We start from the raw sequence: 20,936 nt of genomic DNA on the forward strand, positions 1-20,936 counted from the left end.
TCGTATGCTCGAAGGATGACGACTCCTGCGACCTCCGGGACCGGCCCCACCGACAACTCCATGCGTCGTGCCCTGAAACGGGCCAGGGACGGTGTCTCGCTCGATGTCGCCGAGGCGGCGGTGCTGCTCCAGGCCAGGGGCGCGCAGCTGGAGGACCTGTCGGCCTCCGCCGCCCGGGTGCGGGACGCGGGCCTGGCGGCGGCCGGGCGGCCGGGCGTCATCACGTACTCCAAGAGCGTCTTCATCCCGCTGACGCGGCTGTGCCGGGACAAGTGCCACTACTGCACGTTCGTCACCGTCCCGGGCAAGCTGCGCCGCGAGGGCCACGGGATGTTCATGTCGCCGGACGAGGTGCTGGACATCGCCCGCAAGGGCGCGGCCCTCGGCTGCAAGGAAGCCCTCATCACCCTCGGCGACAAGCCCGAGGACCGCTGGCCGGAGGCGCGCGAGTGGCTCGACGCGCACGGCTACGACGACACCCTCGCCTATGTGCGTGCCATCTCCATCCGCATCCTGGAGGAGACGGGCCTGCTGCCCCACCTCAACCCGGGCGTGATGAGCTGGACCGACTTCCAGCGGCTCAAGCCGGTCGCGCCCAGCATGGGCATGATGCTGGAGACCACCGCGACCCGCCTCTGGTCGGAGCCGGGCGGCCCCCACCACGGCTCGCCCGACAAGGAGCCCGCCGTCCGCCTGCGCGTCCTGGAGGACGCCGGGCGTTCTTCCGTCCCCTTCACCTCGGGCGTCCTGATAGGCATCGGCGAGACCTACGAGGAGCGCGCCGAGTCGCTGTTCGCCCTGCGGAAGGTGTCACGGGCCTACCACGGCATCCAGGAACTGATCATCCAGAACTTCCGCGCCAAGCCGGACACGGCCATGCGCGGCATGCCCGACGCGGAACTCGACGAACTGGTCGCCACGGTGGCCGTCGCCCGGCTCCTCATGGGCCCGAGCGGCAACATCCAGGCCCCGCCCAACCTCGTCGACGACGAGTACGAGCGGCTGATCGGCGCCGGCATCGACGACTGGGGCGGCGTCTCCCCGCTCACCATCGACCACGTCAACCCCGAACGCCCCTGGCCGCAGATCGAGCAGCTCGCCGAGAAGTCCCGGGCGGCCGGGTTCGAGCTGCGCGAACGCCTGTGCGTGTACCCGGAGTTCGTGCGGCGCGGCGAGCCCTGGCTGGACCCGCGGCTGCGCCCGCACGTGGCCGCCCTGGCCGACCCGGAGACCGGCCTGGCGCGTTCCGAGGCGTTGCCGCAGGGCCTGCCGTGGCAGGAGCCGGAGGAGGTCTTCACGGCGTCAGGTCGCACCGACCTGCACAGCTCCATCGACACCGAGGGGCGCACTTCCGACCGCCGGGACGACTTCGACGAGGTGTACGGCGACTGGGGCGCCCTGCGCGAGGCCGCCGCCCCGGGCATGGCGCCCGAGCGCATCGACACCGACGTACGCGAGGCCCTGCGCACGGCGGCCGACGACCCCACCAAGCTCACCGACGACGAGGCGCTGGCCCTGCTGCACGCGGACGGCCCGGCGCTGGACGCCCTCGCCCGGGTCGCGGACGACGTACGGAAGTCGGCCGTCGGCGACGACGTCACCTACATCGTCACGCGGAACATCAACTTCACCAACGTCTGTTACACGGGCTGCCGCTTCTGCGCCTTCGCCCAGCGCCGCACGGACGCCGACGCCTACACCCTCTCCCTGGACCAGGTCGCCGACCGGGCCCAGCAGGCCTGGGACGTGGGCGCGGTGGAGGTCTGCATGCAGGGCGGCATCCACCCGGACCTGCCCGGTACGGCGTACTTCGACATCGCGCGGGCCGTGAAGGAACGCGTCCCGGGCATGCACGTGCACGCCTTCTCGCCGATGGAGGTCGTCAACGGCGCGACCCGCACGGGCATGTCGATCCGCGAGTGGCTGGCCGCGGCCAAGGAGGCGGGCCTGGACACCATCCCGGGCACGGCCGCCGAGATCCTCGACGACGAGGTCCGCTGGATCCTCACCAAGGGCAAGCTGCCCGCGGCCGACTGGATCGACGTCGTCACGACGGCCCACGAGCTGGGCATCCGCTCGTCCTCGACGATGATGTACGGCCATGTCGACCAGCCCCGGCACTGGCTCGGGCACCTGCGCACGCTGGCCGGCATCCAGCAGCGCACGGGCGGCTTCACCGAGTTCGTGACGCTGCCGTTCGTGCACACCAACGCCCCGGTCTACCTGGCGGGGATCGCCCGCCCGGGCCCGACCATGCGGGACAACCGCGCGGTCACGGCCATGGCCCGGCTGCTGCTGCACCCCTACATCCCCAACATCCAGACCAGCTGGGTGAAGCTGGGCACGGAAGGGGCGGCCGAGATGCTCCGTTCGGGCGCGAACGACCTCGGCGGGACGCTCATGGAGGAGACCATCTCCCGCATGGCGGGCTCGTCGTACGGGTCGTACAAGTCGGTGAAGGACCTCATCGCGGTGGCGGAGGCGGCCGGGCGTCCCGCCAAGGCCCGCACCACCCTCTACGGGGACGTCCCCGAGGAGCGGCAGGGGGCGGCGGAGGCGTCGGACGGGCATCTGCCGGAGCTGCTGCCGGTGCTCGACTGACGCCGGGGCCCCACCGCGCCCCGGCACCCACTGAGCGCCGGCCTCGACTGAACCGGACCTCGACTGAGCCCGGCCTCGACTGAGCGCCGGCCTCGATTGAGCCCGGACTCGATTGAGTCCGGCCTCGATTGAGTCCGGCCTCGACTGGGCCCGGCCTCGACTGATGCCGGGTTCAGTGGGTCGGTGACTGGTCCCCGGCGTCCGCCGGCCGGTGCGCCGCCAGGGCGCGGCCGGCCGTGGCGCCGGGGCTCGCCGGTCGCGGGGGAGGGGTGCCCCGGCCGAGCCACAGCAGGAGCAGGCCGAGGGAGCAGGCGATCGCGGGCCAGTAGACGTAGCGGTAGTCCGTCGCGGGCATGATCGGCAGATAGCCGAGGACGTAGGCCGCCGAGCTGATGCCCAGCGCCCGGACGGGCATCGCGAACACGCCCTTGCCGGGGCGCAGGGCGAGCACCAGCGCGACGGCGAGCCAGAACCAGCCGCGGAACAGCCACGGCAGGTCCTGGGCCGTGCCTTTGACGTACGTGCCGAGCATGTCCCGCAGGCGGGGGTGCGCCACCTCGACGCCCAGGTCGTTGCGGGAAACCCCGGCCTTGTACGGGTAGTCGGTCTCGAACAGCAGGGTCGTGAAGAGCAGCAGGCGGTACTGGAGGTACTGCGGCACGTGCCCGCTCATCTCCCGCAGCCACAGGGACGTGATCTCGCCCGAGTCCCCGCGCAGCCCGTCGGCCGGGCGCCGGTAGCAGGCCCAGTAGGCGTCGGAGAGGGCGCCGACGCGCTCGCACTCGCGGGCGGAGGCCACGAGCCGGTCGCGCAGGGCGGGTGACACGTCCGCCGAGCGGAGCTCGTCCACGGGCAGCACGTGGACGAGGTCGTCGAGCATGATCTGCGCGCCCTGCTTGGTCTGCAGCGGCGCGGCGAACAGGGAGACGGCGGCGGCGGGCACGACGAGCCCGGCCACGAGGGCCGCCGCGCACGTCACCCAGGTACGGCGTCCGGGTGCACCCCACAGCGCGAGGACCAGCATGACGAAGACGGGGATCGCGGCGAGGAAGGCGTTCTTGCGCACCAGCATGGCGTAGGCGAGGAACAGCACGCCCAGCCAGAGCAGGCCCCAGCGCACGGCGGGGCGGGGGTCGCGGTCCCGCAGCAGCAGGCCGGTGAAGGCGACCGCGCAGGCGGCGAGCAGCGCGAACGCCGCGTGCACGTCCTTCCACACCACCCCGACGAACGTCAGCACGAACGGCAGCAGCCCGAGGCCGAGCACCGCCAGCGAACCGCCCCGGCTCGCGGTCAGCCGCCACACGCACCGGGCCAGCGCCCACAGCGCCGCCCAGAAGACGAGGCACTGCAGGACCAGCAGGGACGCGATCGAGCCGGTCACCGCGATGAGTGCCCGCCACACCAGGCTCAGCACGGGCGGATGCCAGTCGGTCAGGGGCTTCCTCCCCTCGGCCTGGCGGAGCTGGTCGAGGCTGTCGGGACTCAGGTAGCCGGGGGTGAAGACGAGGATCGTGGCCAGGCAGCAGACCGCGGCGACGGCGGCCAGCCCCCAGGACCAGTGCCGCTGCACCCGCCGCGTCCATCCTGTTTGTCCCATATGCCGGATGCTAACGGGTCGGTGGGTGCAGGCCGGTCAGGGTGCGACGAAGACGTAGCGCCGGTACGCGTAGAAGCGGAACAGGGTCGCGAGGACCCAGCCGAGGATGCGGGCGGTGTTGTCGCTGAGTGCCGAGTCGAGTCCGAGCAGCTGCCGGGACGCGAAGACCGTGCCCGCCGTGATGGCGAGCCCGACCCCGTTCGCGACGAGGAACAGCACGAGCTCCTGGGTCACCTTCGCGCGGTGCCGGCCGCGGTAGGTCCAGTAGCGGTTCCCGACCCAGCTGAAGAGCGCGGCGACGGCCGTCGCGACGACGGATGCCTGCACGGGGGCGGTTCGCATCACCCCGCCCTCCGCGCCGCCGGGCAGGCCGAAGACGAGCAGGTTGTAGCCGCCGTTGTCGACGACGAAGGCCAGGAATCCGACGGCGCCGAACTTGGCGGCCTCGCGCCAGATGCCCTTGATGGCGTCACGCGCACGCAGCGTCACAGAGTCGAGGACCGGCACACGGCGAGCGTAACGACCCGGCGTGCCCCATCCGGTCAGGCGCGCTCATATCGCACTATGTCCGACTGTATGAGGTGCTGATGTATGAGGTGCTGACTGTGTGAGGTGCTGACTGTGGGAGGCACCGGTCGAGTGAGGAGTGGTCGTGGAACCGACGATCGCGTGTGTCGTGCCGTGCCACAACGAGGAGGCAGCCGTCGGCAAGGTGGTCCGCGACCTGCGCGCGGCCCTGCCCGAGGCAGTCGTCTACGTGTACGACAACGCCTCCACCGACCGGACCGTGGAGTTCGCCCGGGCCGCCGGCGCGATCGTCCGGGAGGAGACCCGCAAGGGCAAGGGCAACGTCATCCGCCGCGCCTTCGCCGACGTCGACGCCGACGCGCTGCTCATCATCGACGGCGACGACACCTACGACGCCTCCCGCGCCCGCGACCTGGTCGACCTGCTCTTCGAAGGGCCGTACGACCAGGTCGTGGGAGCCCGCCGGGTGACGGCCGACGAGGCCTACCGGGCCGGGCACGCGGTCGGCAACAAGCTGCTCACCGGGGCCGTGCGCTCCCTGTTCGGCAACGACGTGACCGACATGCTCAGCGGCTACCGGGTCTTCTCGCGGCGCTTCGTGAAGTCCTTCCCGGCGCTGGCCCGGGAGTTCGAGACCGAGACCGAGATGACGATCCACGCGCTGCACCTGCGGCTGCCCACCGCGGAGGTCCTCACCGACTACCGGGTCCGGCCCGCCGGCGGCGAGAGCAAGCTGCGCACCTACCGGGACGGCTGGCGCATCCTGCGGGTCATCCTCGACCTGGCCCGGCGCGAGCGCCCCTCGCTGGTCCACACCGTGCTCGCGGGCGTCCTCGCCCTCGTCTCGGTCATCCTCGGCATCCCCGTCATCGCCGACTTCGTCGAGACGGGCACCGTGCCCCGGGTCCCGACGGCGATCCTCGCCGCCGCGATCATGACCATCGCGGCGCTCGTGCTGCTCGTGGGCTACATCCTCGAATCGCTGATGCACATGCGTCAGGAACAGACCCGGCTGGTGCACCTCTCCTACCCGGCCCCGGTGCGCACCCCGCGGTTCGCCGCCCGCGGCGCAGGCACGGGCCCGGTACCGGTCCGCAAGACCGCCGGGGGCGGCTGAGGGAGGGAGCCGAGGGGCCGCGGGCGCGCAGTACGATGATCGGAGCCCCGCTTCGACGCGGGGTCCCGTGACTGAGGAGATGCGTGCCGGTGCCTGCCCGACTTCCTTCGTGGGCCTGGGTGACCGGGCTGACCGTGGGAGCGATAGCCGCGGTGACGGTCCTGGGCGTGCAGGCGGACCAGGGCACGCACCCCACCGCCGCCTCGGCCAAGCCGAGAGCCACGGCCTCGGCGCAGCCCACCCCGACGGCGTCGGTCCCCGCGCGGGTGCCCGACGGCTCCGGCACCGGCCGGCGCATCGTCTACTCCCTCGGCGAGAAGCGGGTCTGGCTGGTCGACGCGAGCGAGGCGACCCGCCGGACGTTCACCGTCTGGCCGGGCTCGGTCAGCCCCGACCCGGGCAGCTACACGGTGTCCTCGCGCAACCCGGGCACGACCGGCTCGGACGGCGTCCAGATCGAGCACATCCTGTACTTCGCCGCGAAGTCCGGCGTCTCGGTCGCCTTCTCCAACGCGGTCGACGGGGCCTCACCGCCGCCCCCCGCCTCCGGCACCTCGACGGGCGGAGTCAGGATGCGGAAGGCGGACGGCGCGGCCCTGTGGACGTTCGGCACGGTCGGCACGACCGTGACCGTGGTCAGGTAGCGACCCGGTCGCGCGCAGGAGCCGCGCTCAGGAGGCGGACTCGTCCGCCCGCCGGCCGGACAGCTGGTTGACGATCAGCACGACTCCGCTGAACAGGAAGATCCGGGTCGCGGCGTCCAGCCCGTTCCAGCTCTTCGACTGCCACATCGAGAACCACTCGCCGCCGATGGCTATGAACCCGGCCCCGAACAGCAGCATCACCATCAGCAGCCCGTAGGTGGACCACTGCCGGGCGCGCTGCTCATCGCGTCTGGCCCACAGCCAGCTCCCGAATATGAGGACCAGCGCGGCGAGGGTCTCCCAGACGATGATTCCGACGTAGGCGGCGTCCTGGAGACCCTGGCTCGTGACGGCCCGCCACATCAGGTCCTCGTCCTTGAACGTGGTGTCCATGGCGAGCACATGCCGGACGAACTGCTGGTTGGTCCCGAAGTCGGTGATGTTCCCGAAGGCGACGAGCGCCATGTACAGGGCGATGGTCGCGGTGAGCAGCATGGCGGCAAGGGACAGCCCGCCGCGTGGAGTTGTGGAGGTGGCCATGCCGATCATTCTCCCCGCGCACGGGCATCCGATGTACCCGGCGGCGGTTGAGCGAGAATGACGACCGGGCCGACCGCGTGCAACGAGGGGAACGTACGGATGGCGCAGCCGCAACCGTCCATGCAGGAGCTGATACGGCAGCGCGGCCGGGCCGGTTTCGTCGGCCGCTCCGCCGAACGCGCCGCCTTCCGCGCCAACTTCGCGACCGCCCCGCACGACGAACGCCACCGTTTCCGCTTCCACGTGCACGGCAACGCGGGAGTCGGAAAGACCTTCCTGCTGAGGGAGTTGGAGCAGACCGCCCGCGAACACGGCGCGCTGACGGCGTACGTCGATGACAGTGCGGGCAGCGTGCCGGAGGCGATGGCGGAGATCAGCCGCCAGTTCGCCGCCCAGGGGCGGCGGTTGAAGGAGCTGGACCGCCTGCTCGCCGCGCACCGCGAACACCGGCACGAGGCGGAGCTGGCCGCACTGGCCGTCCTGGGCACCGGGCCGGAGGAGACCGGCCCCTCCACGGGAGGCCGGATGGTGGCACGGGCCGGCGTGGTCGCGGCCGGGATGGTGCCGGTGGTCGGGCCGCTGGCCGGGATGCTGGACGCGGAGCAACTCGCGGGCGTCGCGGACCGGTTGCGGGCGAGCCTCATCGCCCGCTTCCGCAACCACGAGGACCTCCGGCTGGTCCTCACCCCTGAGCAGGTGCTCACCCCGGTGCTCCTGCGCGAGCTGGCGGACTCGGACGCGCCCTGGATCGCCCTCTTCCTGGACACCTACGAGCGGACGGGTCCGTACCTGGACCCCTGGCTGCACGAGACGATGACGACGGACCGCCACGGCGGCGTGCCCGCCACGACGGTGGTGGCCACGGCGGGCAGGACGCCCCTGGACCCGGCGCGCTGGGGCGGACTGGCGGACTTCGTGGCGGACTTCCCGCTGGTCCCCTTCACGGAGCCGGAGGCACGCGGCCTGCTGGCCGCCAAGGGCGTGACGGCCGAACCGGTCGTCGAGGAGGTGCTGCGCCTCACCGGCGGCCTCCCCGTCCTGGTCTCCACCCTCGCCGAGTCGCGCCCCACCGCCCCGGACGACGTGGGCGACCCGAGCGCGACGGCCGTGGACCGCTTCCTGAAGTGGGAGGAGGACCCGGTCCGGCGGGCCGCTGCCCTGGCCTGCGCGCTGCCGAGGTGGCTGGACGGCGATGTGTTCCGGGCCGCTGTCGACGTCCCACCGGGCCAACTCGAGTCCCTCTACGCGTGGTTGCGGGGGATGCCGTTCGTCGGAGAGCGCGGCGGGGGACGGCTGCGCTACCACGACGTAGTACGGGCGCCGATGCTGCGCGCGGAACGCCGCAGGGCACCTCGGGAGTGGGCGCAGCGGCAGCGGCGCCTGGCGGGCACGTTCCGCCAGTGGCGGGAGGAGGCCGGGCGGGGAGTGGCCGATACCTGGCTGGACGACACCTGGCGGGACCTGCGCCAGGCCGAGTTCTACCACCTGCTCTGCGCCGGTGAACGAGAGGCGCTGCCCCAGGCGTTGCGGGACTTCGTCCCTGCCTGCGGCGCCGGCGAGGTCATGGCCGTGCGGTGGGCACGCGTGCTGGTGGACGCCGGGCAGGACGCGGATCTCCAACCGGTGGCCGAGTGGGGAACCGACCTGACGGCGGCACTCGACGCGGAGGGCATCGCCGCCGCGCTGGGGCTGCTCCTGCGCCGGGCGGTACTCGACGCTCGGACCCAGGCCCGCGCCCGCCTCGTACGGGGCGACGAGCTGCGCGGCGAGGGCGCGTACGCGCAGGCCCTCACCGAGTACGACCAGGCCGTCGCACTCGATCCGGACCTGACCCTCGCCTACCGGCACCGGTCCGGGATCCGGGGCGACCTCGGCGACCACGACGGGGCGATCGCCGACCTGGACCGGGCCGTCGCGCTGGACCCGGGCAACGCCTGGTACGTCGCACTGCGCGGGGAGCACCACCGGATCGCCGGACGCGACGCGGAGGCGATCCGGGACCTGACCGAAGCGGTTCGCCTCGACCCCGCCTCCGCGTTCGCCTGGGCCTCCCGGGGCGCCACGCACGAGCGTGCCGGAGACCAGGAAGCGGCCCTCGCCGACCTCGGACGGGCACTGGACCTCGACCCGGACTACGCGTGGGCGCTCGCCCGTCGCGCCCGGGTATGGCGGGCACGGGGCGACTCCCGCCGCCAACTGGCCGACCTCGACCGGGCGTTGGCCCAGAGCCCCGACTGGCCCTGGGCCCGCTGCGAACGCGGCGACGCGCTGCGGGTCGCGGACCGCGACGAGGAGGCGGTCGCCGACCTGGACATCGCACTGGCCCTGGATCCCACGTACACGTCGGCCTACGCGAGCCGGGGCGAGTCCCTGGCCCGACTGGGCCGCCACGCCGACGCCCTGGCCGACCTGAACAAAGCGGTGGAGATGCGCCCGGGGTACGTCTGGGCACTGTGCCGCCGGGCTGTTCTGCACGCGGTCACGGGAAGGCCGGACGAGGCCCGGGCGGATGTGGAACGCATACGGGAACTGAATTACGGGGCGCTGGAACGCCTTGCGGATACCGACCGCGCGGTACTGGGGCCGTTCATCGGCAGGTGAACATCGTGCGAATCAGCTGTGTGGGACGGAAATCGGGTCGTGACGGGCTGCGGGTCCGTCGGGTAATCTTCGAGCCAAGAGGCTTGTGGCCTGGTCGAGTTACTTCCGGGAGGTGTGCGATGGTGCGGCGGCTGATCCCTGATGAATCCCACCACCAGTCGGCACACTCACTCCCGGGCCACAGCGTTCCCCGGTCCTAGGCGCACCTGCCTGACCTTCCCCACCCTCCCCCTGTCTTTTTCCTCCACACCCCTGCATTCAGAGGAGGCATCGGTGTTCGACGAGCGCAAGGAAGCGGAAATGCGGCTGTACTCCGAGAAGTTGGCGCGAGAACTCGCACTGAAGAAGGAGCGCGAGGAGACCGACGAGCCGACCGAGACTCCTGAAACGCCCCTTGTCCAGAACTGAGATTCAACGCCTCGCCGCGAACTCCACGAACTCGGACCAGGCACCGCCGGTGAACGCCAGTCGGGCGCCGTCCTTGTTCTTGGAGTCGCGGAGAAGAATGGCGGGCTGAGCTGTGGATATGGCGACCTCTACGCAATCGGGACCGTCGTTGCTGCTGTAACTGCTTTTGAACCAGTCGAGCTCAGTGGTCACGTCTCTTCTCCCAGTACTTTCTCAATGAAGGCCAGGGACTCCCGAGGTGAGAGGGCCTGGGCCCGGATCATTCCATAGCGCATGTCGAGGATCTGGGCTTCCCGGGGGTCGTCGATCACGCGGTTGTGCAACTGGGCCTCGAAGTGCCCCAAGGTCCTGCCCTCCTGGAGCTTCAGCACCCGGAACGGACCTGCCATACCCGCGTGGTCCTCACGGTCCGTCGGCATGACCTGGATCGACACGTGCCGCAACGCGGCGACCGCCAACAGATGTTCGAGCTGTTGGCGGAGCACCATTCTGCCCCCGATCGGCCTCCGCAGCGTCGACTCTTCCTGGACAAACGTGATGAGCGGTCGCGGCAGGCGATCGAACACGGCCTTCCGCGCCATGCGCGCGGCGACGTGCCGCTCGATCTCGTCCTCGGTGAAGGCCGGGCGCCTCATGGCGTACAAGGCCTGGGCGTACTCCGGTGTCTGGAGCAGCCCGTGAATCTGGTGGTTGTCATAGGCCCCGAGCTCGACGGCCTCGTCCTCCAGCTTCGCCAGATCCCTCACCTTCTTCGGATACCGCGCCTTCTCCACGTCCTCCTTCATCGCGGAGAGCTTGCCGCAGGCCCCGAGCACCTCATCTGCCTTGTCGAGGAAGTCCGGCTTGGGGATGCGCCGGGCCCGCTCCACGGACGACACCATCTCCTCCCCGTACCCGATCGCCGAACCGAACTCCGCCTGCTTCAGCCCGGCTGCCTCGCGCCACATCTTGATCTGCCGCCCGACCGTCCTGAGCACGGCCGCCGCTTCCTCGTCCTCCACGCGTTCCCCTCCTGACGTACGAGCCGTACGACCCCGCCACGCGTCCGGACAGTCACGCTCCGTACCGAGGCCATTGCTGTTCAGGGTAGGGACGGGCGAGCACGCTGGGTGACATGAGTCGGAAATCCCTCGCTGAAATCAGCGCCCCCGTGCGCCACTTCACGATCCAGCTGTCCGCCACTCGAAGAGGTGCCCGACTGGCGCGCCTGCTCACCGAACGCCAGCTCGACGAGTGGGGTGAGCCCTACGAGGCTGCCGCGCAGGTGGTGGCGGAGCTGGCGTCCAACGCCGTGCTGCACGGCCACGTCCGGGGCAGGGACTTCCGTCTCGGGCTGAAGCTGCACGCCGACCACACGCTCCGTGTCGAGGTCACCGACGCGCGGGGCGACCGGATCCCGAGCGTCTCGGAACCGGCGGAGCAGGACGCGGAGTCCGGCCGGGGTCTGTGGATCGTCGCGGCCTACGCGAGCCGTTGGGGAGTGGAGGAGGCACCTGCCCACGCCAAGACGGTGTGGGCCGAACTGCAGCCGGATCGCGGCCCGTCATGACCCGGCCGGTCCCGACGCCAAGAACCAAAGAACCGGGGAAAGAACCAACCCGCCCCCACCGCCCCCGCGGCTCACCCTCAGGGGTGAACATCGCCAACTCAACTGGCGTGGAAGGCAGTCGATGGTGCAGCGTCGGCGCAGACAACCCCACAAACGAATTCGGCCCCCGCCGGGACTGCCATCCCACTGCGAGGGCCTGATCACCTAGGAAGCAGACCCTTCCCGATGACTGACCAGCACCCTAGCGCGCCCGCACGCGCGCAGTCCGGCACTTCCGGTGTCCAGCACGTGACGGAACGCCACGAGGACAACTTCACGGTGGTCGGCAACCACCTGGCCCAGCACCCGGACCTGTCACTCACCGCGATCGGCCTGGCCGTCCACATCCAGTCGCTCCCGGCCGGAACCCCGATCGGCATCAAGGCGCTCACGGCCAAGTTCCAGGAGGGCGAGATCCGCATCGCCGCCGCCCTGCGGGAACTGGAGACCCACGGTTACCTCACGCGCGCCAGGGAGCGTCTTCAATCCGGCCGAGTCGTAACCCGCACGGTCTCGTACAACAAGCCCGGGACGACGATCCCGGAGCCTCGCCCGGTTTCCCCACCGCCCCGCCCGGTTTCCCCACCGCCCCGCCCGGTTTCCCCACCGCCCCGCCCGGTCTCCCCACCGCCCCGGACGGAAGTCCCGGCCGCGAAGCCCCACCGCACCGCCGCCGATCTCCTCACCGGCCTGCGTGCGGCCGACTCCCGCCTGCTGCTGAGCGAACGCGACGTACACCGCCTGGCCCCGCAGGTGTCAGCGTGGCTGGAGCGGGGCGTCCCGGTCACGGCGGTGGAACGGACGCTGACGTCGGGCCTGCCGCACGTGCCGATCAAGCACCCGGCAGCCTTCCTCGCCCACCGCCTGACCACCCTCCTCCCACCGGCCCTCCCAGCGGCCCCGCCCCACCCGGCACCCACCCCCCGCCCGGCCCCGCTCCAGACCTGCGACGGCTGCGAACGGGCCTTCCGGTCGGCGCACCCCGGTCGATGCCGAGACTGCCGCCCTGCCGAGCGGGACGCGGCCTAGACATGCCGGGAACGAGTCATGGGGCCCGCGCCGTCTCCACGGTGCCCCGGGGCGTTCGCCGGTACCGTACGAGGAGCGAAGCACCAGCACCGGAGGTCACCGTGAGTGCTCAGAGCGACGGTCCGTACGCACCGCTGATCCCCATGCCTCAGCTGACCCCGGACGCCCTGCGTGATGCCGTCGCCCGGATCGCCCCGAGTCGGCTGCCCACGCTCACGCAGCACCTTTTCGAGGCCACCACCAACGCACAGCAGACCCAGAGCCTCGCCCCCCTGCGCGCCTTCGTGCATTCCTGGGCGGTCTTCGTCGCGATCGAACGACACCCCGTGCGGGCCGAGCGGCTGCGGGAGCTGGAACGGATCGTGGACGCCGGAGAAGAGGACCCTTCCGACGCCGTCGCCGAGATCCGCGCCATCCGGGAGGCGGCAGAGGCAGAGGCAGGGCTGTGACCGACTGGTCCTGGGAGTACAACCCGAGTGCCGAGTACGTGACGAACGGGCTGCCGCCCGGAGTCGTGGCGGAGGTCGAACGGCTCGCAGCCGAGTTGGCAGCGCTGGGCCATGACTCTGTGAGAGTCGGCAGGCCGTTCGGCCGGGAGGCGGGGCTGCGGGAGTTCGACCTGCTGGGCGGGCGCGGCTTCATCAGCTTTCTGGCCGTACCACGCCACGCGTCTGTCTACGTCTGCAACGTGATCTGGTACGGCTGACATCGACCCGTCGTTGATCAGGACCGCACTGATGACTCCGAAGTCCAGCAACCCCCGGGACGAGTCTCAGGCAGCTCGCCCAAGTCCTTCTCCAGCAGCGTGAAGGACTTGGGCGTCCCGCCCGGCTGTGGCTTGCCCTCCTTGCGGCCCACGACGCGGTAACCGGCGCCCCGGTAGTAGGTGGTGAGCGGGACGTTGCCGGCCAGGCAGTCCAGACGTACGTAAGTCCGTCCGGCCGCGGCCACGCGGTGTTCCGCGGAGCGCAGCAGGCGTCGGCCCGTCCCGGGCGGGGCGGTGCTCCGGTCCACCATGAGCCGGTGCACGTACCCGGCCACGGGCGGCTGCGGGCCCCAGGCGGCCTCGTCCTCCCACCAGAGTTCCCAAGCGCCGGCGACGCGCCCTCCGGCCTCGGCCAGCCACACCTCGCCGTGGGTCATGACCCGGCGGAAGTGGGACTCGTCGAGCTCTCCCGGCTGCCACTGCCCGGTGATGCCCCGGGCCAGCATCCAGCGGGCCGCGTCGTCACGGAGGCGGACGAGGGTGGACAGATCGGCCTCGGTGGCCGGGCGTACGCGCAGATCGTTCACGCGGGGATCCTCGCACGTCTGTCCGATACTCCCGAGTGCTCAGAGCTACGGTCCGTGAGCCCGCCGTGAAGGCGGCGTTCCGGCCTCCGAACGCCCCGTCCGCGTTCGATTACAGTGCCTAGCTGTCGTACGTGTGGACGGTCCCTGGGAGGTCGAGGTGGGTGCGACTGCCGGCGCCGTCTGGGGCCGTACGGAGCAGCAGGACTTCCGCAGCCGGGTGCGGGGGACCCTGCTCGGCGTGGCCGTGGGAGACGCCCTGGGGACGCCCGTCGACGGGCTGACCATGCAGGCGATCCGGGAGGCGCACGGGGCGGAGGGCCTGGTGGACCTGGCCCCCGCCTACGGCAGACGCGGTGCCGTCACGCACCTCACCCAGCTCACCCTGTTCTCCGTCGACGGGCTGATCCGGGCCCAGGTGAGGCGGGACACCGGTGCCTGGCACCCGCCCACCGACCTGCACCGGGCGTATCTGCGCTGGGCCGCCACCCAGCGCGACTGGGGACCCGACGAGCGTCGCAAGGAAGACGGGTGGCTGGCGCGCGAGGAGTGGCTGTACGCGCGGCGGGACCCCAGCCGCACCCTGCTGCTGGGACTCGGCGACCAGACCATGGGGACGCCCGAGGCGCCGAAGAACCCCGGCGAGGCCGGGCCGGAGGCAGCCGCCCGGTCGGCGCCCTTCGGGCTGCTCGTGGGCTGGGAGCCGCAGCTGGTCGCCCAGCTCGCCGTCGAGTGCGCCGCGCAGACCCACGGCCATGCCACGGCCTGCCTCGCGGCGGGCGCGTACGCCGTGATCGTGCATGCGCTGGCGCTGGGCGAGAGCCTCGACTCCGCCGTGCAGCGAACCCTCGGGCTGCTGGCCGCCTGGCCGGGGCACCAGCCGGTGTCGGACGCGCTGCAGCACGCGCTGGGCGCCGTGCGCCAGGGCATGCCCGGCCCGGAGCGCGTGGCCGAGCTGGGCGGGGCGGGTACGGCCGAGGGGCTCGTCGCCGCCGCCGTGTACTGCGCCCTCGTGGCCGCCGACGTCCGGCACGGGCTGTGTCTCGCCGTCAACCACGACGGCCCGTCCGCCGCCACCGCCGCGCTGACCGGCGGCCTGCTGGGTGCCCTGCACGGCGAGACGGCCCTCCCCCCGGCCTGGCTGGCCGAACTGGAAGGCCGCCCCACGATGCTGGAACTGGCCGACGACTTCGCGATGGAGATGACCCAGGGCCCGGCCCTGCACGGCCCCGGCGGCTCGTCCCCGGGCTGGCTCGCCCGCTATCCGAGAGCCTGAGCCGGCCCCTGCCCATGCGGGCGGGCGACCACCCCTGCCGGGGGAGTGGCCGCCCGGTGGTGGCTCAGTCCCTTGCCGGGGAGTGGCCCGACGGTGGTGGGATCAGTCCTTGGCGGTTCGCACCACGTCGTCCGCCGGTCCGGCCGGTGCAGGGATCCTGGCCGTTGCCGTCCCGTCCCCGTCCGTGTTGATCCGTTCGATGATCGCCAGCCGCTCCGGGGTGTCCTCCGGCTTGATGTAGCCGACGACGATGTAGAGGACCAGGGAGACCGCCAGGGGGATCGACACCTGGTACTGGAGCGGCACGCCGCCCTCGACGTTCCAGTGGATCGGGTAGTTCACCAGCCAGAACGCCAACAGGCCCATCGACCAACTGACCAGGGCCGCCGTGGGGCCGGACCGGCGGAAGGCGCGCAGCAGGCCCAGCATCATCGGGATCGCCATCGGGCCCATCAGGCCGGCCACCCACTTGATGACCACCGTGATGATGTCCTTGAACGCGGGGGAGTTGACCTGCGTCGCCGCCGCCATGGACAGACCGAGGAAGACCACCGTGGCGATTCGGGCGACCCGCAGGCCCTGGCTCTGGTTCCAGGCCCTGGCCCGCGCCCAGATCACCGGCGCGCAGTCCCGGGTGAACACCGCCGCGATGGCGTTGGCGTCGGAGGAGCACATGGCCATGGTGTGCGAGAAGAAGCCGACGATGACCAGCCCCAGCAGACCGTGCGGCAGGAGCTGTTCGGTCATCAGGGCGTAGGAGTCCGAGCCGTCCTGCTTCTGCGACTCGACGAGCAGCGGCGACATCCACATGGGGAAGAACAGCACCAGCGGCCAGACCAGCCAGAGGATCGCCGAGAGGCGGGCGGAGCGCTCGGCCTCCTTGGCATTCGGCGTGGCCATGTAGCGCTGCGCCTGGTTGAGCATGCCGCCGTTGTACTCGAAGAGCTTGATGAAGAGGAACGCGAGCAGGAACACCGTGCCGTACGGTCCGACCAGCGGTTTCCCGTGGCCCTGGAGCTCCGGCGAGTCCCAGACGCCGAAGAAGCCGCCGTGGTCGTCGAGGCGTACGAAGACCGCCACGAACATCGCGACGCCGGCCAGCAACTGGATGACGAACTGGCCGAGTTCGGTCAGCGCGTCCGCCCAGAGGCCGCCGATCGTGCAGTAGATCGCCGTGATGGCGCCGGTGATGAGGATGCCCTGGTTGAGGGAGATGCCGGTGAAGACGGACAGCAGCGTGGCGATCGCCGCCCACTTCGCGCCCACGTCCACGATCTTCAGCAGCATGCCCGACCAGGCCAGTGCCTGCTGCGTCTTCAGGTCGTAGCGGTTCTTCAGGTACTCCAGCGGGGAGGCCACATGGAGCCGGGAGCGCAGCCGGTTGATGCGCGGGGCGAACAGCTTCGAGCCGATGGCGATACCGAGGGCGATGGGGAAGGACCAGGTGACGAAGGACGTGACGCCGTAGGTGTAGGCGATGCCCGCGTACCCGGTGAACATCACCGCGCTGTAGCCCGACATGTGGTGCGAGATGCCGGAGAGCCACCACGGCATCTTGCCGCCGGCGGTGAAGAAGTCGCTGACGTTGTCGACACGTTTGTGCGACCAGACGCCGATCGCGACCATCACGGCGAAGTAGCCGACGAGCACGGCCCAGTCGAGACCGTTCATGAATCCCCTTCCACGGTGCTGCCGCCAGGGTCAGGCATGTGAACTCTGGGTTCGGTGACGTGCGCACGGCAAGCAAGGGGAAGGTCAAGAGACCGTAAAATAGTTCGGTGAGGTGACTTCAGTTCATGTACATGAATCGGCGCGAGTGGCTGGAAATCGACCTCAGCGCATCAGTTCGCCCGCGTTCACCAGCAGCGACTGCCCGGTGATCGCCCGGGCCCGGTCCGACGCCAGGAACACCGCCGCGTCCGCCACGTCCCCGTCCGTGGCCAGCTCCGGCAGTGCCGTCCGGTCCGTCAGCCTGCCCAGCACCGCCGCCTCCGACACACCCTCCGACCGGGCCGCGAACTGCACGTACGCCTGCACCGGCGGCCCCCACATCCAGCCCGGCAGCACGGTGTTGACCCGGATCCGGTGCGGCCCGAGCTCGCGGGCGAGCGAGTACATCGCGCTCGTCAGCGCCCCCTTGGATGCCGCATAGGCCGCCTGCCGCACCTGCGAGGGGGCGGCCACCGCCGACTGCGTCCCGACGAACACCACGGATCCGCCGCCCTGTTTGAGCGACGGCAGACAGGCCCGCGTCATCCGCAGGGTGCCCAGCAGGTTCACGTCCAGCACCGACCGCCAGGACTCGAAGTCGGCGTCCTCCAGCCCGCCGAAGTAGCTGTCGAGCGCGGCCACGTGCACGACCGCGTCGATCCCGCCGAACCGCTCCCGCGCCAGCTCCGCCAGCGCCTCGCACTGCGCCTCGTCGCAGATGTCCGTCGCCCGGTACGCGGTGCGCGCCCCGCCGGGATCGACCTCGGCGGCCGTCTTCGCCAAGCTCGCCTCCGTGCGGGCCCCGAGCACGGCCCGCCCGCCGTCCCGCACGACCGCCGCCGCGACCTGCCGCCCGAGCCCGGCCCCGACCCCCGACACGACGACCGTCTTCCCCGCGAGCAGTGACATGGCAGGACCTCCCCGGACCGGAACCCTGGCGCTCTATCTGACGGAGCGTCAGAGTATGGGTCAGTCACCGACGAAGGGGAAGGGCATGAGCGAGGACACCCGCAGCGAGCTGTACGCCGAACTGGCCGCCGTCGGCCCCTACGGCACGCACCCCGGACACGCCCTCATCACCATGGTCGAGCCGCACCCCGGCCACGAGTACGCCTACAACCGCTGGTACGAGGACGACCACTACTACGCCGGCGCGATGGCCATGCCCTGGATGCAGGCGGGCCGCCGCTGGGTGGCGACCCGGGACCTCCAGCTCCTGCGCTACCCCGAGAAGTCGGCGATCGCCCAGCCGGTCACCGCCGGCTGCTACCTCTCCACGTACTGGATCACCGCCGGCCGCTACGACGACCACATGCGCTGGACGGTCGCCGTCAACAAGCGCCTCAACCGGGACGCCCGCGTCTACCACGACCGCACGCACGTCCTCACGGCGTTCCAGAACCACGAGGCGACGGTGTACCGCGACGGAGCGGCCGGCCCCCGCGACGTCCACGCCCTCGACCACCCCTACGCGGGCCTGGTCCTCCAGGTCGTCGAGGCGGACACCCCCGAGCAACGCGCCCCGCTCCTCCAGTGGCTGCGCACCCGCCACCTCCCCCGGCGACTGGCGGGCTCCCCGGCCGCGCTGGTGACGGTCTTCCGCCCGACCCCCCTCCCCGGCGACCGCATGACCTACGTCAAACAGGTAGAGGGCGTCGACACCCGCCTGACGCTCCTGTGGTTCCTCCAGACCGACCCGGGGGAGTGCTGGGACCCCTGCTTCACCGGCCTCGACGCGGCGGTCACGGAATCGGGCCTGGGCAGGGTGGAACTGGTGGCACCGTTCATCCCGACGGTGCCGGGCACGGACCGGTACGTGGACCGGCTGCGCTGAGGGTCAGCGCAACTCCTCCGGGCACGGCGTGCCCCGCGGCAGCTGGTACGGCGCCGCCAGGCGGTACGTTCCGGCCTTCGGGGCCAGCAGTTCCGTCCACTTGTCGCCCTGCGCGTCCTCCTCCGTCTCCGCCAGGCAGCCGTTGACGTTCACGTACGTCTTCGGCTCGTCCTCGGGACGGTTCCGGGACTCCTCGGTCTCCTGGGGCGGCGCCAGGCTCTTGCCCTGCGCGTCGACGATGCTCAGCCACGGCGAGTACGGAATGCGCACCAGGATCCGGCCCGCCTTCTTCACCTGGAGGATCATCTCGCCCTGCTCGGCCCGGTCGACCACCGCGTTCGGCTCGGCCAGCGGGGTCGGCGCGGTCACCTTGAACAGCTGCCAGGTGTCGTTGCCCCAGATCTGCGTCAGATACGGCAGCCCGCGCCGCACCAGCGCCCGCTCCCGCTGCCCCCCGTCACCGTCCGGCTCGCCCTTCGGCAGCACGACGTAGTGCACCGCCCAGCGCTTGAGCCACTCGCGGTAGTTCGCCGAGTTGAGCGTGTCGTCGTAGAAGAGGGGGTTGCGCTCCATGTCGGCCTGGCGGTTCCAGCCGCGGGCCAGGTTGACGTACGGGGCGAGCGCGGAGGCCTCGCGGTGGGAGCGGGCGGGGACGACCTCGACGCGGCCCTTCTCGGCGCCGACCTCCTGCAACTCGTTGACGAGCGGCGCGAGCTCACGCGACCAGGACGCCGCCGGGGCCGTGTGCACGATGTCGTCGACCGTCTTGAAGCCGATCCACACGCCGAAACCGCACAGCGCCACGACGGCCGCGTACCACCTGCGGCTGCGCGGCACCGTGAACGGCAGCGCCGCGACCAGCGCGACCCCGGCGAACAGCATCGCCAGCCGGGTGATGTTCGAACCGATCTGGGAGCTGATCAGCCACACCAGCACGACCCCGAGGCCGTACACCGCGGCCGTGAGCCGGACCGTCTTCCACTCCTGCGGCACCAGCACGTAGGCGAGAATCGAGAACGCGAGCGGCAGCAGCACCGAGCCGATCACCATCGGCTGCGTGCCCGAGAACGGGAACAGCCACGCCGACACCGCCACCACCGCGGTCGGCGCGACGCCCAGCGCCCACGCGCCCGGCCGCCGCTTCTGCAGGAACAGCGCCACCGCCACCAAGCCCACGAACAGGCCCGCGACCGGCGAGGCCATGGTGGCCAGCGCGGCCAGCGGCGCCGCGCTCAGGGCCTTCGCCCAGCGCTTGTACCGCCACCGGTAGGGCCAGCAGAACACGACGGCGACCGCGCCGAGCGCGAACATCATGCCGAGACCGAACGTCACCCGCCCCGACACCGCGTTGCAGAACAGCCCGAACACGCCCGCCAGCGACGCCCACAGCGGGTTGAGGACCGAGCGGCTGCGCAGCAGGAGCAGGGTCAGCAGACCGGCCGAGACGGTCCCCGCGATCATCATCGTCGACCGCACGCCGAGCACCGACATCAGATACGGCGACACCACGCTGTACGACACCGGGTGCATCCCGCCGTACCAGGCGAGGTTGTACGCCGAGTCCGGGTGCCGGCCGACGAACTCGGCCCACGCGTCCTGCGCGGCCAGATCGCCGCCGCTGTTCGCGAACGTGAAGAACCAGAGGATGTGCAGTGCCGCGGCCAGACCCGTGATGGACAGGACGGGGTGCCGCAGCATGCGCTCGCGCAGCGTCAGTACCGGGGCGGGCCACTCGAACCCCGCCCCGCGCTCTGCGGCCGGGCCGGAGTCGGACGGGCCGGCGCCGGACGGGCCGCGTTCGGCCGGGCCGGCTTCGGGGGAGCCGCCTTCGGACGAGTCGGCTCCGGACGGACCGGCTGCGGGTGAGCCGCCCTCGGGCGTGCCGTCGTCCTGCGCGACGGCGTTACGCACCGCGGCGTTCGACGAACTGTCTTCCGGTGCTTCGGGCAGGCGTATTCGCGAGCCCGATACCGAGCCCGGTTCGGCGTCGTCTGCGCGTGTCGGCTCCGCAGTGGCCACTCGAAGGCACTCCCCGTGTCCCGTCTTCTGTTCTCGGCTTCCGCTGCCGCGCCTGCGCGAGCGGCGACCTGTCCCGATTCGGGACGCTAGCACGCACCCCGCCGGGCGGCGCCCGGACGGGCCGTTACCGGCGGGGTGCGGTGGTGCGGGTCGT

20 protein-coding genes are annotated in these 20,936 nt (G+C 71.4%); 11 read left to right on the forward strand and 9 right to left on the reverse strand.

Annotated features, from left to right (window positions below; translation table 11 throughout):
- Positions 1-15: 15 nt before the first annotated feature.
- A complete protein-coding gene (locus FDO69_RS13550; protein ID WP_104780050.1) occupies positions 16-2,601 on the forward strand; it encodes a bifunctional FO biosynthesis protein CofGH in 2,586 nt (861 codons plus the stop codon).
- Between the two features lie 172 nt (positions 2,602-2,773).
- On the opposite strand, the gene FDO69_RS13555 is transcribed toward FDO69_RS13550, so the two are convergent.
- Both FDO69_RS13555 and FDO69_RS13560 read right to left on the reverse strand, forming a co-directional pair.
- Positions 2,774-4,198 carry a hypothetical protein gene (locus FDO69_RS13555; protein WP_104780051.1) on the reverse strand — a complete coding sequence of 475 codons (1,425 nt, stop codon included), beginning with the start codon at positions 4,196-4,198 and terminating at the stop codon, positions 2,774-2,776.
- A gap of 36 nt (positions 4,199-4,234) precedes the next feature.
- Positions 4,235-4,705, reverse strand: a complete 471-nt coding sequence (locus tag FDO69_RS13560) for a GtrA family protein (protein ID WP_104780052.1) — start codon at positions 4,703-4,705, stop codon at positions 4,235-4,237.
- 139 nt (positions 4,706-4,844) lie between these two features.
- Between FDO69_RS13560 and FDO69_RS13565 the strand changes: the two genes are divergently transcribed.
- Both FDO69_RS13565 and FDO69_RS13570 read left to right on the forward strand, forming a co-directional pair.
- Positions 4,845-5,843: a glycosyltransferase family 2 protein gene (locus FDO69_RS13565; RefSeq protein ID WP_104780053.1), complete on the forward strand. Its 999-nt coding sequence runs from the start codon at positions 4,845-4,847 to the stop codon at positions 5,841-5,843.
- 89 nt (positions 5,844-5,932) lie between these two features.
- A complete protein-coding gene (locus tag FDO69_RS13570) occupies positions 5,933-6,487 on the forward strand; it encodes a hypothetical protein (protein ID WP_167526583.1) in 555 nt (184 codons plus the stop codon).
- A 27-nt stretch (positions 6,488-6,514) separates the two neighbouring features.
- Here the strand turns inward: FDO69_RS13570 and FDO69_RS13575 are convergent, their stop codons facing one another.
- Entirely contained in the window at positions 6,515-7,027 is a 513-nt protein-coding gene (locus FDO69_RS13575) for a DUF2165 domain-containing protein (protein ID WP_104780287.1), read from the reverse strand.
- 99 nt (positions 7,028-7,126) lie between these two features.
- On the opposite strand from FDO69_RS13575, the gene FDO69_RS13580 reads away from it, so the two are divergent.
- Together FDO69_RS13580 and FDO69_RS42685 are read left to right on the forward strand one after the other, a co-directional pair.
- Positions 7,127-9,628, forward strand: a complete 2,502-nt coding sequence (locus tag FDO69_RS13580; protein ID WP_104780055.1) for a tetratricopeptide repeat protein — start codon at positions 7,127-7,129, stop codon at positions 9,626-9,628.
- Between the two features lie 273 nt (positions 9,629-9,901).
- Positions 9,902-10,036 (forward strand): hypothetical protein, encoded by a 135-nt coding sequence (locus FDO69_RS42685; RefSeq protein WP_267896229.1) that lies wholly within the window; start codon positions 9,902-9,904, stop codon positions 10,034-10,036.
- Positions 10,037-10,039: 3 nt separating this feature from the next.
- On the opposite strand, the gene FDO69_RS13585 is transcribed toward FDO69_RS42685, so the two are convergent.
- Both FDO69_RS13585 and FDO69_RS13590 read right to left on the reverse strand, forming a co-directional pair.
- Entirely contained in the window at positions 10,040-10,228 is a 189-nt protein-coding gene (locus FDO69_RS13585) for a DUF397 domain-containing protein (RefSeq protein WP_104780056.1), read from the reverse strand.
- Positions 10,225-11,037 carry a helix-turn-helix domain-containing protein gene (locus tag FDO69_RS13590; protein WP_104780057.1) on the reverse strand — a complete coding sequence of 271 codons (813 nt, stop codon included), beginning with the start codon at positions 11,035-11,037 and terminating at the stop codon, positions 10,225-10,227. Before FDO69_RS13590 ends, FDO69_RS13585 begins: the two co-directional genes overlap by 4 nt.
- A gap of 113 nt (positions 11,038-11,150) precedes the next feature.
- Here FDO69_RS13590 and FDO69_RS13595 point away from each other — a divergent pair, with 113 nt between their 5' ends.
- The 4 genes from FDO69_RS13595 to FDO69_RS13610 all read left to right on the forward strand — a co-directional run bounded on the left by FDO69_RS13595 (position 11,151) and on the right by FDO69_RS13610 (position 13,359).
- Complete coding sequence (locus tag FDO69_RS13595; protein ID WP_104780058.1) at positions 11,151-11,585, forward strand: ATP-binding protein; 435 nt, start codon at positions 11,151-11,153, stop codon at positions 11,583-11,585.
- 225 nt (positions 11,586-11,810) lie between these two features.
- A complete protein-coding gene (locus tag FDO69_RS13600) occupies positions 11,811-12,653 on the forward strand; it encodes a helix-turn-helix domain-containing protein (protein WP_167526584.1) in 843 nt (280 codons plus the stop codon).
- Positions 12,654-12,754: 101 nt separating this feature from the next.
- Positions 12,755-13,102 carry a hypothetical protein gene (locus FDO69_RS13605; protein WP_104780059.1) on the forward strand — a complete coding sequence of 116 codons (348 nt, stop codon included), beginning with the start codon at positions 12,755-12,757 and terminating at the stop codon, positions 13,100-13,102.
- Complete coding sequence (locus FDO69_RS13610; protein WP_104780060.1) at positions 13,099-13,359, forward strand: hypothetical protein; 261 nt, start codon at positions 13,099-13,101, stop codon at positions 13,357-13,359. Before FDO69_RS13605 ends, FDO69_RS13610 begins: the two co-directional genes overlap by 4 nt.
- 17 nt (positions 13,360-13,376) lie before the next feature.
- Here the strand turns inward: FDO69_RS13610 and FDO69_RS13615 are convergent, their stop codons facing one another.
- Positions 13,377-13,946, reverse strand: coding sequence for a GNAT family N-acetyltransferase (locus FDO69_RS13615; RefSeq protein WP_104780061.1), 570 nt, complete (start codon positions 13,944-13,946; stop codon positions 13,377-13,379).
- Positions 13,947-14,103: 157 nt separating this feature from the next.
- On the opposite strand from FDO69_RS13615, the gene FDO69_RS13620 reads away from it, so the two are divergent.
- Positions 14,104-15,219, forward strand: coding sequence for an ADP-ribosylglycohydrolase family protein (locus FDO69_RS13620; protein ID WP_104780289.1), 1,116 nt, complete (start codon positions 14,104-14,106; stop codon positions 15,217-15,219).
- Between the two features lie 102 nt (positions 15,220-15,321).
- Here the strand turns inward: FDO69_RS13620 and FDO69_RS13625 are convergent, their stop codons facing one another.
- Both FDO69_RS13625 and FDO69_RS13630 read right to left on the reverse strand, forming a co-directional pair.
- On the reverse strand, positions 15,322-16,890 hold the full coding sequence (locus tag FDO69_RS13625; RefSeq protein ID WP_104780062.1) for a sodium:solute symporter family protein: 1,569 nt from the start codon (positions 16,888-16,890) through the stop codon (positions 15,322-15,324).
- A gap of 162 nt (positions 16,891-17,052) precedes the next feature.
- Entirely contained in the window at positions 17,053-17,838 is a 786-nt protein-coding gene (locus FDO69_RS13630; RefSeq protein ID WP_104780063.1) for an SDR family oxidoreductase, read from the reverse strand.
- 85 nt (positions 17,839-17,923) lie between these two features.
- On the opposite strand from FDO69_RS13630, the gene FDO69_RS13635 reads away from it, so the two are divergent.
- Positions 17,924-18,763 carry a hypothetical protein gene (locus FDO69_RS13635; protein ID WP_104780064.1) on the forward strand — a complete coding sequence of 280 codons (840 nt, stop codon included), beginning with the start codon at positions 17,924-17,926 and terminating at the stop codon, positions 18,761-18,763.
- Between the two features lie 3 nt (positions 18,764-18,766).
- Here FDO69_RS13635 and FDO69_RS13640 read toward each other — a convergent pair whose 3' ends face one another.
- The gene (locus tag FDO69_RS13640) at positions 18,767-20,782 is read right to left on the reverse strand and encodes a hypothetical protein (RefSeq protein WP_104780065.1); all 2,016 of its coding nucleotides are present in this window, start codon (positions 20,780-20,782) and stop codon (positions 18,767-18,769) included.
- Between the last annotated feature and the right edge of the window lie 154 nt (positions 20,783-20,936).

Origin of the sequence: Streptomyces tibetensis (genome assembly GCF_007655005.1) — a bacterium.
Taxonomy (GTDB): domain Bacteria; phylum Actinomycetota; class Actinomycetes; order Streptomycetales; family Streptomycetaceae; genus Streptomyces; species Streptomyces tibetensis.

Coding starts and splice junctions, on each gene's coding strand:
- FDO69_RS13550 (WP_104780050.1), top strand. CDS start 16: ATGACGACTCCTGCGACCTCCGGGACCGGCCCCACCGACAACTCCATG.
- FDO69_RS13555 (WP_104780051.1), bottom strand. CDS start 4,198: ATGGGACAAACAGGATGGACGCGGCGGGTGCAGCGGCACTGGTCCTGG.
- FDO69_RS13575 (WP_104780287.1), bottom strand. CDS start 7,027: ATGGCCACCTCCACAACTCCACGCGGCGGGCTGTCCCTTGCCGCCATG.
- FDO69_RS13580 (WP_104780055.1), top strand. CDS start 7,127: ATGGCGCAGCCGCAACCGTCCATGCAGGAGCTGATACGGCAGCGCGGC.
- FDO69_RS13595 (WP_104780058.1), top strand. CDS start 11,151: ATGAGTCGGAAATCCCTCGCTGAAATCAGCGCCCCCGTGCGCCACTTC.
- FDO69_RS13600 (WP_167526584.1), top strand. CDS start 11,811: ATGACTGACCAGCACCCTAGCGCGCCCGCACGCGCGCAGTCCGGCACT.
- FDO69_RS13625 (WP_104780062.1), bottom strand. CDS start 16,890: ATGAACGGTCTCGACTGGGCCGTGCTCGTCGGCTACTTCGCCGTGATG.
- FDO69_RS13630 (WP_104780063.1), bottom strand. CDS start 17,838: ATGTCACTGCTCGCGGGGAAGACGGTCGTCGTGTCGGGGGTCGGGGCC.
- FDO69_RS13635 (WP_104780064.1), top strand. CDS start 17,924: ATGAGCGAGGACACCCGCAGCGAGCTGTACGCCGAACTGGCCGCCGTC.